The organism is Ensifer adhaerens, assembly GCF_020035535.1.
Classification (GTDB): Bacteria; Pseudomonadota; Alphaproteobacteria; order Rhizobiales; family Rhizobiaceae; genus Ensifer.
Window position 1 is genome coordinate 3490973 of sequence record NZ_CP083349.1, and the last position, 13065, is coordinate 3504037.

The following is a 13065-nucleotide window of genomic DNA, read 5'->3' on the forward strand; positions in this document are numbered from 1 at the left end:
AATTATGCGACGGCATCTTTTGACTACGACGGCGGCTATGCTGCTGGCCTTTACCGGTTCGGCATTCGCCGGCATGGATGAGGCGAAGAAGTTCCTCGACAGCGAGATCGGCGACATGTCCTCGCTCGACCGCGCCGGCCAGGAAGCCGAAATGCAGTGGTTCGTCGATGCGGCGAAGCCTTTCGCCGGCATGGAAATCAAGGTCGTTTCCGAAACGCTCACGACGCACGAATACGAATCGAAGACCCTGGCCAAGGCCTTCTCCGACATCACCGGCATCAAGATCACGCACGACCTGATCGGCGAAGGCGACGTCGTCGAAAAGCTGCAGACACAGATGCAGTCGGGCGAAAACGTCTATGACGCCTACATCAACGACAGCGACCTGATCGGTACCCATTGGCGCTACCAGCAGGCCCGCAACCTGACGGACTGGATGGCGAACGAAGGCAAGGACGTCACCAATCCGAACCTCGACGTCGACGACTTCATCGGCAAGTCCTTTACGACCGCGCCAGATGGCAAGCTCTACCAACTGCCCGACCAGCAGTTCGCGAACCTCTACTGGTTCCGCTACGACTGGTTCAACGACGAGAAGAACAAGGCAGACTTCAAGGCGAAGTATGGCTACGACCTCGGCGTTCCGGTCAACTGGTCGGCCTATGAGGACATTGCCGAGTTCTTCACCGGTCGCGAAGTCGACGGCAAGAAGGTCTATGGACACATGGACTACGGCAAGAAGGACCCGTCGCTCGGCTGGCGCTTCACCGACGCCTGGCTGTCGATGGCCGGCAACGGCGACAAGGGCATCCCGAACGGCAAGCCGGTCGACGAGTGGGGCATCAAGGTCGACGAGAACTCGCGCCCGGTCGGCTCCTGCGTTGCCCGCGGTGGCGACACCAACGGCCCGGCCGCCGTCTACTCCATCCAGAAGTACCTCGACTGGATGAAGGCCTATGCACCGGCTGCTGCCCAGGGCATGACCTTCTCGGAATCTGGCCCGGTTCCGTCGCAGGGCGAAGTCGCCCAGCAGATGTTCACCTACACGGCGTTTACGGCCGACTTCGTCAAGCCGGGCCTGCCGGTTGTCAACGAGGACGGCACGCCGAAGTGGCGCTTCGCTCCGAGCCCGCACGGCGTCTACTGGAAGGACGGCATGAAGCTCGGTTACCAGGACGCCGGTTCCTGGACGCTTCTGAAGTCCACGCCTGACGACCGCGCCAAGGCCGCCTGGCTCTATGCGCAGTTCGTGACCTCGAAGACCGTCGACGTGAAGAAGAGCCATGTCGGTCTCACCTTCATCCGCCAGTCGACGCTGGACCACAAGAGCTTCACGGACCGCGCTCCGAAGCTCGGCGGTCTGATCGAGTTCTACCGTTCGCCGGCCCGCCTGCAGTGGTCGCCGACCGGCACGAACGTTCCGGACTATCCGAAGCTGGCTCAGCTGTGGTGGCAGGCGATCGGCGATGCATCCTCGGGCGCCAAGACCGCGCAGGAAGCCATGGACTCGCTCTGCGCCGAGCAGGAGAAGGTTCTCTCCCGTCTCGAACGCTCGGGCGTTCAGGGCGACATCGGTCCGAAGCTGGCCGAAGAGCACGATCTCGAATTCTGGAACAAGGACGCCGTATCCAAGGGCAACCTCGCTCCGCAGCTGAAGATCGAGAACGAGAAGGAAAAGCCGCAGACCGTCAACTACGACGATCTGGTCAAGAGCTGGCAGAAGTAAGAAACCAACGGCCGCCTGCAAAACGGGCGGCCCTCATCTCCTCGGGAGATGCGGCACCGGGGTCGGCAACGGCCCCGGTTTTTCGTTGCAAGGGCCTATCGGAGGCGTGCAAGAAATCCGTGGCGGCCGGCCCAAGCCACGATCAATGCCGGCAGAAGGCACGCAAGCAACGCGGCTGGGAAGATCGTCGCGCCGACGCCGGCGAGAAGCAGGCCGCCAAACAGTCCGCCTCCGGCCATTGCGGCATTCCAGGCCGTGACGATCATCGCTTGGGCGGTGTCCGCATGCGCCCCTGCAACCTTTGCCGAGGCGGTCTGAAACAGCGTCGGCGCGCCGCCGAAAGCCAATCCCCAGACGACGACACCGAGGTAGATCGCAACCGACCGGTCCCCGAAAATGAGAAACAGAAGGGAAGCCGCTGCGAAAAGCGCGATACTCGCGAGGGTCGCCACCCGCAAATGACGATCGACGATCGCACCGATGACCGGGATGACGACCAGCGATGCGACACCGAAAACAAGTAGGACCTTGTCTGCCCGTCCACTCAGCCCCGCAGGCTCCAGAAAGGGCACGATGTAGGTGTAGAGGATGTTGTGGGCGAAGACGACGGCGAAGGTAACGAAGAGTGCCGGCCGAACGCCCGGCAATCGCCACACGGACGACAGCCTGTTTGCCGTTTCTGCTCGTTCTCCCTGGAAGTCGGGCAGGGCTCGCAACGCCCAGCCAATGACCAGCACGGTGATGATGCTCAGGAATGCGAAAGCCCATCGCCAGCCGGTCAAATCCCCAAGGAACGCTCCGCCGGGGATGCCGATCGAGAGAGCCACGGGTGCGCCGAGCATGGCGATGGCTATCGCCCGACCCTGCTGATGCGGCTGCACCATACGGCTCGCATAACCTGCAGCCAGCGCCCACAACAGACCGGCAAAAACGCCGGCGAAGAAGCGGGCAGCCATCGTGACCGCATAACTCGGCGAAAGGGCCGTCACGGTATTTACGATCGCAAATCCCGAAATGGCCGCGATCAGCAAGGGTCGCCGTCGCCATGTCTTGGTCAGTTCTACGAGAGGAATGGCAGCGACCAGCGAACCAACGGCATAGATGGTCACCATCTGTCCGGCCATTGCCTGCGAGATACGCAGGTCGGCAGCGATGTGCGGGAGCAGGCCAGCCGGCAATGCCTCGGTCAGGATCGTGATGAGCCCGGCGGTTGCCAGCGCGAGCAGCCCGGAGAGTGGAAGCCGCGCGCTGATCGCAGCAGTTTGTGCCCGCATCGCGTCCGATCGGGATCGCGTCAAGCAGTCGGTCGATGGCATGGGATCTCTCTTTCGAAAGGCCGGCGGTGCGTTTCCCTAGATAGCGGAGGCGCCGCCGGGCTGATGTTTCATCGGCGGCTAAGGCAGCGCCGCGCTATTTCGAATCGTCGCTGCCGCCGGCACGCCGGGGAAGCACGAGATCATCCACGCGGTAGGTGTGGAACTCGCTGGACGAGACCGCATCGAGAGCGCGAAATTTCGCCAGGAAGACCGGGTCGGAAAAGAACTCCCCGACATTCCCTTCGTCGGCGATCGCTTCGACATTGACGACCGTCTTGCCATCCGTGCTCTTGGAAAGATTGCTCCAGAGGAAGCCTTCCTTCCGCGCGGCCACGTAGTGCACGACATCCTGGATCAGCCGAAAGGCCTCATCCTGTTTGCCCGGATGCGCGTGGATGACATTGACGATGAACACGGTGGGCTGAGGACCGGCGCTGAAACCGGCAATAGGTGGCTGCTGCATGTTTTCTCCTTCGTCACCGCAGATCCTCCGCGTAGCGAACGCGGGTTGGCGGCGCGAAGGACTATGCCCGGCTCCCAATCCGAGAAAAATGCGCTACAACTCCGATGATACCGGACAAAAATATCCATAATGCCAGCACCCGTAAGGAACCTGAATTGGACAGTCTTGGAGCCCTCAATGCCTTCGTGCGTGCTGCCGACGCGCGTAGTTTCACCGAGGCTGCCGCGCAACTCGGCGTCTCGCCTTCGGCCGTCGGCAAGGCAATTGCCCGCCTCGAGGACCGATTGAACGTCAGGCTTTTTCATCGCAGCACGCGCAGCGTCACGCTCACGCCGGAGGGCTCGCTTTTCCTTGAGCGATGCCGGCGTATTTTCTGCGAGGTGGAAGCCGCCGAAACAGAACTGATGCAGACCCAGGAAGCGCCGCGAGGAAAGCTGCGCGTCAGCCTGCCAATGGCCGGCATGCTGCTGATGCCGACATTGACGGCCTTCATGCGCGCCTATCCCGACGTCGAGATCGACCTCGACTTCTCCGATCGCCTGGTCGACGTCATCGACGAAGGATTTGATGCCGTGGTGCGAACCGGCGAGATCGGCGATTCCAGACTGATGACCCGCCTGATCGGGACCTACCACCCCGTTCTGGTGGGCTCTCCCGCCTACTTTGAGACCCATCGCATACCTCGGACGTCGCATGAACTCTCACATCACCTCTGCCTGCACCATCGGTTTCCCTCAACCGGCAAGCTCGAGCCATGGCCGCTCGCGCATGACGGTTCTCCGCTCGACATCGATCTGCCGAAGACGGCCGTGTCCAATGCGTTGGAGCCCTTGATCCATATGGCCGAGCAGGGTCTTGGCATTGCCTGCCTTCCGGATTTCACGGTGAGAGAGCAGCTTGCTGCCGGCACGCTCGTGGCGGTGCTTGAAGGGCATCTGATCCAGTGCGGCAGCTATCGCATTCTTTGGCCGTCGAGCCGGCACCTGTCGCCGAAGTTGCGCGTCTTCGTCAACTTCATGGCCGCAAACCTCTTCGCTCCGGTTCGGCCATCGGCTCAATAGGTACAACACCAACCCGTCGATGTGGCCCAGCACGTACCGTTTTCAAACGCGATCAAAAGCAGCGGAAAGGTGCTCCGAAATCGAAGCGCGCCTCCGAATGCATGACATGCTAGGAATGGATCACCGGCAAACGCGACGTTTTCGCCGTCCGGCGCTTGTCGAAGATCGCCCTGACAGCGCGTGTCGAACCGTCTTCCATCTTCACGGTCATGTCCATGTAAAGGTGTCTGTCGACAAGCGCGATGCGGATATCGAAAGGCTGACCGCGGTAGTGGCTGTCGCCGCCGTCGCTCCAGCGGCCGATCCCTTCGGCGCTAAAGCCGCCTCCGGCACGCCCGAGATGCATCACCGCGAACCATCCGTCCTTACCCGTCACCTTGAGGACCGGACCGTTTCGGCTGATTTCGACCCAGCAGGTCGCGCAGCCGTCGGTGCCTGAGGCAACCTGCTGCCATTGCCCCGGGAAGCTGGCGCTGCTGGCGTTGACGATAGCCGGACAGAGAACGACCGCCAGCATGAGCAACAGACCGGGCAGGTAACAGAAGATCAATCTCCAAGAAATCATCGAACAGGATCCCAAGCGAACGGCACCGGATTTCGCTCCGGCGCATTGGACCATCGCTGTTTCGCATTGCGGCAACGTTGCATGGTCGCTAACATCATTCAGACCCCGACAGCGGGTTTGCGGACAGTGCCCGTATGCTTGGCCGCGATAACCGCTCCATGGCCGATCTAGGACACCTTTCCCGCTTGAGTTGTCCCTCGACAATTTCCCCCGGAATCCGGAAAGTGTTTTCGCTCCGGCGATACTTGCGACATTCTGTCTCGACAACCGAAGATGGCAGTTCCCCTGTTGGAGGACGGGGGAGCCGGACTGGTCGATGTAATGGGAGGAGGAACCATGAGCGACGTTTCCAGCATACACCCGGTGGACGAGAAGCTGCCGGTAGGCAGACTTGCCACCCTTGGGATCCAGCATGTGCTTGTCATGTACGGCGGCGCCGTCGCGGTACCGCTGATCGTCGGCCGCGCGCTGCAGCTCAGCCCCCAGGACGTCGCCTTCCTGATTTCCGCAGACCTTTTCGTCTGCGGTCTCGTCACCATCATCCAGTCGCTCGGCATCGGCCGCAGCATCGGCATCCGCCTTCCTGTCATGATGGGCGTCACCTTCGCATCCGTCGGCCCAATGGTCTCGATGGCGGCGATGACACCCGGGCAGGAAGGGGCACGCATGATTTTCGGCGCGATCATCGGCGCCGGTCTCGTCGCGCTGCTGCTCGCGCCGCTGATGGGCAGGTTGCTCAAATTCTTTCCGCCGATCGTCACCGGCACCATCATCCTCGTCATCGGCGTTTCGCTGATGCGGGTGGGTGTGAACTGGATTTTCGGCAACCCCTTCGGCCCGACGGCGCCAAAGCTTGTCGATCCGACCCACGCGGAATGGCTGGCCGAATTGAAGAAAGTGGCGGCGACCGGTGGTCCAACGGTGCCGGATGGCCTGGTGCTGGGCGCCACGGTGCCGAACCCTCTCTATGCGGAGCCGAGCCATATCGCGCTGGCTGCCTTCGTGCTTGTCTCCATTCTCGTGATCGCGCGCTTCGGGCGCGGGCTGATCAGCAACATCGCGGTGCTGACCGGCGTCGTCGTCGGCTGTGTCGCCGCCGCAGCACTCGGCATGATGCATTTCGACCGGGTGGCCGATGCCGGCTGGTTCGCCGTGGTCACGCCGCTGCGCTTCGGCATGCCGATCTTCGATCCGGTGCTGATCGCCACCATGTCGCTCGTCATGATCGTGGTCATGATCGAATCAACAGGCATGTTCCTGGCGCTGGGCGAAATGACCAACCGCGAGGTGTCGCAACAGCAATTGACGGCGGGTCTCAGGGTCGATGGCCTTGGCACCATGATCGGCGGCCTGTTCAACACTTTCCCCTATACGAGCTTCTCGCAGAATGTCGGCCTCGTCGGCGTCACCGGCGTGAAGAGTCGCTATGTCTGCGTGATGGGCGGCGTGATCATGATTGTGCTCGGTCTGATCCCGAAGATGGGAGCGCTGGTCGAGGCGGTCCCCACCTTCGTGCTCGGCGGTGCCGGCCTCGTGATGTTCGGCATGGTCGCGGCCACCGGCGTTCGCATCCTGTCGACCGTCGACTTCAAGTCCTCGCGCAACAACCTCTTCGTCGTCGCCGTCTCCGTCGGCTTCGGCCTGATCCCGCTGATCGCGCCGAACTACCTGATGTGGCTGCCACATGCGATCCACCCGATCATCGAGTCCGGCATCGTGCTTGCCTCGATCTCCGCGGTGGTGCTCAACGCCTTCTTCAACGGACTGCGCATCGAAAACTCTGCCTGCGTCGACGCCGCGAAGCTCGCCGACAGCCATTGACCTGACCAGAAGACCGAAGCCCCGGCCCTCCGAAGGGAGAGCCGGGCTTTGCCGTTTCAGCCACCTCGAGGAAGCTCGACACTTCGACCGCCGCCGAAGCATTCGCCGTCACCATCGTCCTAAAAGGATGGCAACGACGACGACACGAAGGTTTCGATCCATGGCCAAGCCCAACAACCTCACCCTCGAGCTCTCCCTGCTGCTCGCGCTCGCCACACTCTGGGGCGCCTCCTATACCTTCATCAAGATCGGCATCGGCACCATTCCGCCGGTCACGCTGATCGCCGCGCGCACGCTGATTGCCGGCATGCTTCTTCTTGCCGTTCTGCGCTGGCGCGGCCTCAAGCTGCCGCGCGACGCTGCAACCTGGCGACGCTTCCTGTTCCAGGCTTGCCTCAACAGCGTCGTGCCCTTCACTCTGATCGCCTGGGCCGAACAGACGATCGACGCCGGCATTGCCTCCATCCTCAATGCCACGACCCCGATCTTCGCCTTCCTGATGACGGCGCTGGTCACCCGCCATGAACAGGTGACGGTGCGCAAACTCGTCGGCGTCGTCGCCGGCATGACCGGCATCAGTCTGATCATCGGCATGGAGGCTTTTGGCGGCCTCGGCGAGCAATTGCTGCCGCAGCTGGCCGTGGTGTCGGCCACTGTCTGCTACGCGGGGGCGGCTATCTTCGGTCGCAGTTTCAAGGGGCTCGACCCGATGATGCCCGCTGCCGGCTCGCTGTTATCGGGCGCTGTGCTGCTGATCCCGACGAGCCTTATTGTCGACCAGCCCTGGACGCTTGCTCCATCGGTGGAGTCGCTGCTGGCACTCCTCGGCCTCGCTGTCTTTTCGACGGCCCTCGCCTTTGCCATCTATTTCAGGCTGATCCAGACATTGGGCTCGGTCGGCGCCACGGCCCAGGCCTATCTGCGCGTGCCGATCGGGGTTGCCATCGGCACAGTCTTCCTCGGCGAGAAACTATCCGACACCGCCTGGGTCGGCCTCGCCTGCGTCATCGTCGGCGTTGCCGCCATGACCATGCCGGCGCGCCATCGCCCGTCCGCCATTGCGGACCGCGGCTGACACGCTTCCCTCATGAGTGAAACAAGGACCGTTGCCATCGCAGAACGGTCCTGACGGACCCGGCTCAGTCCTTGCGCTTGCGGCAATAGAGCTCAAGACGGTGGCGCACCAGATCATAGCCGAGTTCTGCAGCAATCTCCGCCTGCAGCTGCTCGATCTTGTCGGAGCGGAACTCGATCACAGCACCGGTGTCGATATCGATCAGGTGGTCATGATGCGGCGCGTCCGCGGTCTCGAAACGAGCGGTCGCGCTCTCAAAGGCGTGGCGCTGCACCACGCCCTGTTGCTCAAGCGCTGACAACGTCCGGTAGACCGTCGATAGCGAGACGGTGGCGTCGATTTCCTTCGCCCGGCGATGCAATTCGTTTGCATCCGGATGGTCTTCGGCGGTGGCGAGGATCTTCAGGATTGCGGCACGCTGGCGCGTCACGCGCACGCCGCCATCCCTCAAAACGCCTTCCAGTTCTTCGACACGATTCTTGTTCTGTTTCATGGTCGTACACTAGCCAAGGGCACAGCCTTTGAAAATAGCCAGTTGCGAATGCTTCTCATTTGCATTGACTTATGCAAATCATTCCCCTACTCCTGTTGATGTCAACATCTGGGAGTAGCGAATGATCGATCAGACGAAGCGCGCGATGCTGGCAGCGGCAGCTGCCCTGGCAACCATCGCGCTCGTTCCCGGCGCCGGCTGGGCGCAGGAGAAGTTCAAGGCAGTGACGACCTTCACGGTCATTGCCGACATGGCCAAGAACGTCGCGGGTGACGCCGCAATCGTCGAATCGATCACCAAGCCGGGCGCCGAGATCCACAACTACCAGCCGACCCCGCGCGATATCCTGAAGGCGCACGATGCAAAGCTGATCCTGTGGAACGGCCTGAACCTGGAGCGCTGGTTCGAGAAATTCTTCCAGAACTTCGATGATGTGCCGGGTGTTGTCGTCTCGACAGGCATCGAGCCGATGGGCATCGCCGAAGGCCCCTACAGCGGCAAGCCCAATCCGCATGCCTGGATGTCGCCATCGGCCGCGTTGATTTATGTCGACAACATTCGCGATGCCTTCGTGAAGTACGATCCCGCCAATGCCGAGGCCTACAAGGCCAATGCGGAGGCCTACAAACAGAAGATCGAGGCCGCCATCGCGCCGATCCGCGCCGAGATCGCCAAGATCCCCGAGGACAAGCGCTGGCTGGTCTCGAGCGAAGGCGCCTTCAGCTACCTGATCCGCGATTTCGGCATGAAGGAACTCTACCTCTGGCCGATCAATGCCGACCAGCAGGGTACCCCGCAGCAGGTGCGCAAGGTGATCGACGCCGTGCGGGCCAACCACATCCCGGTGGTCTTCTCCGAAAGCACGATCTCGCCGGACCCGGCTGAGCAGGTAGCGCGCGAGACCGGTGCAAAATACGGCGGCGTGCTCTACGTTGATTCCCTGAGCGAAGCGGACGGACCGGTTCCGACCTATATCGATCTGCTGCGAGTGACATCCGAAACCATCGCCAAGGGCCTTTCGCAATGAACCTCCAGGTCAAAGCCCGCCCCGGCCAGACAGCGGCATCCGGCGAGCAAGGCACCGGCATCCGTGTGACCGGAGCAACCGTCACCTATCGCAACGGGCTGCGCGCCCTGCGCGACGCGACCTTCGAAATTCCGACGGGCACCATTACGGCGCTCGTCGGCGTCAACGGCAGCGGCAAGTCGACGCTCTTCAAGGCGATCATGGGCTTTGCCCGCCTGTCGCGCGGCGAAATTTCGATCCTCGGCCTCTCGGTACCGGAAGCCCTCAAGAAAAACCTCGTCGCCTATGTGCCGCAGGCCGAAGAGGTCGACTGGAACTTCCCCGTCCTGGTCGAGGACGTTGTCATGATGGGCCGCTACGGCCACATGAACATGCTGCGCATCCCCAAAAGAGCAGATCACGAAGCGGTCGAAGCAGCCCTCGTCCGCGTCGGCATGAGCGACTACCGCAAGCGCCAGATCGGCGAGCTCTCGGGCGGCCAGAAAAAGCGCGTCTTCCTCGCACGCGCCCTTGCCCAGGACGGCAAGGTCATCCTGCTCGACGAGCCCTTCACCGGCGTCGACGTCAAGACCGAGGACGCGATCATTCGCCTGTTGATCGGGCTTCGCGACGAAGGCCGGGTCATGCTGGTCTCGACCCATAATCTCGGCAGCGTTCCGGAGTTCTGCGACCGCACCGTGCTCCTGAAAAACACGGTCCTCGCCTACGGCCCGACCGAAACCACCTTTACCCGCGAAAACCTGGAGCTCGCCTTCGGCGGCGTGCTCCGGCACTTCGTGCTCGGCGGCGAAAACCTGCACGATGACGCCGACCCGCGGCAGCTCGCCGTCATCACCGACGACGAGCGTCCGCTGGTCATGTATGGCGACAAGGACCGCATGGTGGCGCAGCCGGCGAAGCCCGAAACGACTTCGGAGACGAAGGGCAAATGATCGCCACGCTCACCGAACCCTTCACCTATGGCTATATGCTCAATGCCATGTGGGTGAGCGCACTGGTCGGCGCCGTCTGTGCCTTCCTCTCCTCCTACCTGATGCTGAAGGGCTGGTCGCTGATCGGTGACGCACTCTCGCACTCGATCGTCCCAGGTGTCGCCGGCGCCTATATGCTCGGCCTGCCGTTTTCGCTCGGCGCCTTCTTCTCCGGCGCTCTTGCCGCCGGCGCCATGCTGTTTCTCAACCAGCGCACCAGGCTCAAGGAAGATACAATCATCGGTCTGATCTTCACCTCCTTCTTCGGCCTCGGGCTCTTCATGGTCTCGCTGTCGCCGACGTCGGTGAACATCCAGACCATCGTGCTCGGCAATATCCTGGCGATCACACCCGCCGACACGCTGCAGCTTGCCATCATCGGCATCGTCTCGCTGGTCATCCTGACGGCCAAGTGGAAGGACCTGATGGTGACCTTCTTCGACGAGAGCCATGCGCGCTCGATCGGCATTCCCACCACCTTCCTCAAGGTGCTGTTCTTCACGCTGCTTTCGGCCTGTACGGTCGCAGCGCTGCAGACCGTCGGCGCCTTCCTCGTCATCGCCATGGTGGTGACACCGGGCGCCACCGCCTATCTGCTGACGGACCGCTTCCCGCGGCTGATCCTGATCAGCGTTACCATCGGCGCGCTGACGAGCTTCTTCGGCGCCTATTTCAGCTATTTCCTCGATGGCGCTACCGGCGGCATCATCATCGTGCTGCAGACGCTGATCTTCCTGACGGCCTTCGTCTTCGCCCCGAAACACGGGCTTCTCGCCGCCCGCCGGCGCGGCGCCGAACCGGCGGAGATTAGCCGATGATCTCGCTCGACATGATGCTTGCCGTCTTCGAATTCGAGTTCATGCGCAACGCGCTTTTGATCTCGGTGCTGGTGGCGATCCCGACCGCGATGCTCTCGTGCTTCCTGGTGCTGAAGGGCTGGTCGCTGATGGGCGACGCGATCTCGCACGCCGTCTTCCCCGGCGTCGTCATCTCCTACATCGTCGGCCTGCCGCTGGCCGTCGGCGCCTTTGCCGCCGGCATGTCCTGTGCGCTCCTGACGGGCTATCTCAAGGAGAACAGCCGCATCAAGCAGGACACGGTCATGGGCGTGGTCTTCTCCGGCATGTTCGGTTTCGGCCTCGTGCTCTACACCAAGATCCAGAGCGACGTGCACCTCGACCATATCCTCTTCGGCGACATGCTCGGCATCGGCTGGCCCGACATCGTCGAGACCGGCGTGATCGCGTTGGTCGCCACCGGCATTCTCGCCGTCAAATGGCGCGATTTCCTGCTGCACGCCTTCGATCCCGCCCAGGCCAAGGCCGTCGGCCTGCCGGTCAACTGGCTGCACTATGGCCTGCTGGCAATCCTGTCGTTGACGATCGTCGGCGCGCTCAAGGCAGTGGGGCTGATCCTTGCCATCGCCATGCTGATCGCGCCTGGCGCCATCGCGTTCCTGATCACCCGCACCATGGGCGCAATGCTCATCGTGGCCGTGCTGATCGCCATGACGGCCTCCTTCTGTGGCGTCTATCTCTCCTTCTTCATCGACAGCGCACCGGCGCCGACCATCGTGCTCTTGATGACCGCGATGTTCCTCATCGCCTTCGCCTGGTCGTCCTGGCGGACCTATCGCAACGAAGCCCGGCGCGTGGCGGCCGAATGAAAAAAGAGGCTCCCCTCGCGGGGAGCCTCTTGACCTGTTCTCAGTGGCTCGGATGGAGCGCGTCGTTGAGATACATGCAGGTCAGCATGGTGAAGATGTAAGCCTGGATCAGTGCCATCAGCAGTTCCAGCCCCGTCAGCGCCACCGTCATCAGCAACGGCATGATCGCCGCCAGGATCCCCAGCGCCCCGAAGCCACTAAGGCCCACCACGAAGCCGGCGAATACCTTGAGCGTGATGTGGCCGGCCAGCATGACCGCAAACAGACGCACCGAGTGGCTTACGGGACGCGAGAGGTAGGAGACCACCTCGATCGGGATGATGATCGGCGCCAGGATCAGCGGCACGCCCGACGGCATGAACAGCCGCAGAAAGCCGAGGCCGTGCCGGTAGATGCCATAGAGCGTAACCGTCAGGAACACGAGCATCGCCAGGGCGAAGGTCACGGCGATGTGGCTCGTCACCGTGAAGGCATAGGGGAACATGCCGATCAGGTTGGCGGTAAGGATGAACATGAACAGCGAAAAGACCAGCGGAAAGAAGCGCATGCCCTTCTCGCCTGCATTGTCGCGCAGCGTCTTTGCCGCAAATTCATAGAGGATCTCGGCCGCCGACTGCGCCCGGTTCGGCACAAGGCCCCGTCTCCGCGTCGACAGGATCAGGAAGAGACTGGCGACCGCAATCGTCAGCACCATATAGGCGGCCGAGTTGGTAAAGCTGATCTGGTGGCCGCCGACCTCGGCGATCGGAAGGAGCGAATTGATCTCAAATTGTTCGATGGGTCCAGCCATCATCAACCTCGTGCGTTGGTGACGAAACTTCGGCGGCACGCGACGGTGACCGCCGACGCGTCAATGTGTGGGATAAGCGATCGGCGGCCGA

Annotated in this window: 13 protein-coding genes; 8 read left to right on the top strand and 5 right to left on the bottom strand. The window is 62.3% G+C overall.

The features are described 5' to 3' along the window. The first annotated feature begins 4 nt into the window (after nucleotides 1–4). Entirely contained in the window at nucleotides 5–1726 is a 1722-nt protein-coding gene (locus LAC81_RS17045) for an ABC transporter substrate-binding protein (RefSeq protein WP_223725758.1), read from the top strand. A 95-nt stretch (nucleotides 1727–1821) separates the two neighbouring features. Here LAC81_RS17045 and LAC81_RS17050 read toward each other — a convergent pair whose 3' ends face one another. Continuing rightward, nucleotides 1822–3042, bottom strand: coding sequence for an MFS transporter (locus LAC81_RS17050; protein ID WP_223725759.1), 1221 nt, complete (start codon nucleotides 3040–3042; stop codon nucleotides 1822–1824). A gap of 94 nt (nucleotides 3043–3136) precedes the next feature. Beyond that, nucleotides 3137–3505 carry an antibiotic biosynthesis monooxygenase gene (locus tag LAC81_RS17055; RefSeq protein ID WP_223725760.1) on the bottom strand — a complete coding sequence of 123 codons (369 nt, stop codon included), beginning with the start codon at nucleotides 3503–3505 and terminating at the stop codon, nucleotides 3137–3139. A gap of 155 nt (nucleotides 3506–3660) precedes the next feature. Between LAC81_RS17055 and LAC81_RS17060 the strand changes: the two genes are divergently transcribed. Continuing rightward, nucleotides 3661–4566, top strand: coding sequence for a LysR family transcriptional regulator (locus LAC81_RS17060; RefSeq protein WP_223725761.1), 906 nt, complete (start codon nucleotides 3661–3663; stop codon nucleotides 4564–4566). 109 nt (nucleotides 4567–4675) lie between these two features. On the opposite strand, the gene LAC81_RS17065 is transcribed toward LAC81_RS17060, so the two are convergent. Beyond that, on the bottom strand, nucleotides 4676–5131 hold the full coding sequence (locus LAC81_RS17065) for a hypothetical protein (RefSeq protein ID WP_223725762.1): 456 nt from the start codon (nucleotides 5129–5131) through the stop codon (nucleotides 4676–4678). 336 nt (nucleotides 5132–5467) lie between these two features. Here LAC81_RS17065 and LAC81_RS17070 point away from each other — a divergent pair, with 336 nt between their 5' ends. Both LAC81_RS17070 and LAC81_RS17075 read left to right on the top strand, forming a co-directional pair. After that, on the top strand, nucleotides 5468–6952 hold the full coding sequence (locus tag LAC81_RS17070; protein ID WP_223725763.1) for a nucleobase:cation symporter-2 family protein: 1485 nt from the start codon (nucleotides 5468–5470) through the stop codon (nucleotides 6950–6952). A gap of 160 nt (nucleotides 6953–7112) precedes the next feature. Further along, nucleotides 7113–8027, top strand: coding sequence for a DMT family transporter (locus LAC81_RS17075; RefSeq protein ID WP_223725764.1), 915 nt, complete (start codon nucleotides 7113–7115; stop codon nucleotides 8025–8027). Nucleotides 8028–8091: 64 nt separating this feature from the next. Here LAC81_RS17075 and LAC81_RS17080 read toward each other — a convergent pair whose 3' ends face one another. After that, a complete protein-coding gene (locus LAC81_RS17080) occupies nucleotides 8092–8520 on the bottom strand; it encodes a Fur family transcriptional regulator (RefSeq protein WP_034802472.1) in 429 nt (142 codons plus the stop codon). Nucleotides 8521–8641: 121 nt separating this feature from the next. On the opposite strand from LAC81_RS17080, the gene LAC81_RS17085 reads away from it, so the two are divergent. Genes LAC81_RS17085 through LAC81_RS17100 form a run of 4 tightly spaced genes read left to right on the top strand, consistent with a single transcriptional unit; the run spans nucleotide 8642 to nucleotide 12184 of the window. Then, the gene (locus LAC81_RS17085; protein ID WP_223725765.1) at nucleotides 8642–9547 is read left to right on the top strand and encodes a metal ABC transporter substrate-binding protein; all 906 of its coding nucleotides are present in this window, start codon (nucleotides 8642–8644) and stop codon (nucleotides 9545–9547) included. Then, nucleotides 9544–10479 carry a manganese/iron ABC transporter ATP-binding protein gene (locus LAC81_RS17090; RefSeq protein WP_223725766.1) on the top strand — a complete coding sequence of 312 codons (936 nt, stop codon included), beginning with the start codon at nucleotides 9544–9546 and terminating at the stop codon, nucleotides 10477–10479. The genes LAC81_RS17085 and LAC81_RS17090 overlap by 4 nt, the downstream gene beginning before the upstream one ends. Next, a complete protein-coding gene (locus tag LAC81_RS17095) occupies nucleotides 10476–11336 on the top strand; it encodes a metal ABC transporter permease (RefSeq protein ID WP_223725767.1) in 861 nt (286 codons plus the stop codon). The genes LAC81_RS17090 and LAC81_RS17095 overlap by 4 nt, the downstream gene beginning before the upstream one ends. Beyond that, nucleotides 11333–12184: a metal ABC transporter permease gene (locus tag LAC81_RS17100; protein ID WP_223725768.1), complete on the top strand. Its 852-nt coding sequence runs from the start codon at nucleotides 11333–11335 to the stop codon at nucleotides 12182–12184. The genes LAC81_RS17095 and LAC81_RS17100 overlap by 4 nt, the downstream gene beginning before the upstream one ends. 40 nt (nucleotides 12185–12224) lie before the next feature. Here the strand turns inward: LAC81_RS17100 and LAC81_RS17105 are convergent, their stop codons facing one another. Continuing rightward, nucleotides 12225–12974 carry a F0F1 ATP synthase subunit A gene (locus tag LAC81_RS17105; RefSeq protein ID WP_223725769.1) on the bottom strand — a complete coding sequence of 250 codons (750 nt, stop codon included), beginning with the start codon at nucleotides 12972–12974 and terminating at the stop codon, nucleotides 12225–12227. Nucleotides 12975–13065: the final 91 nt, after the last annotated feature.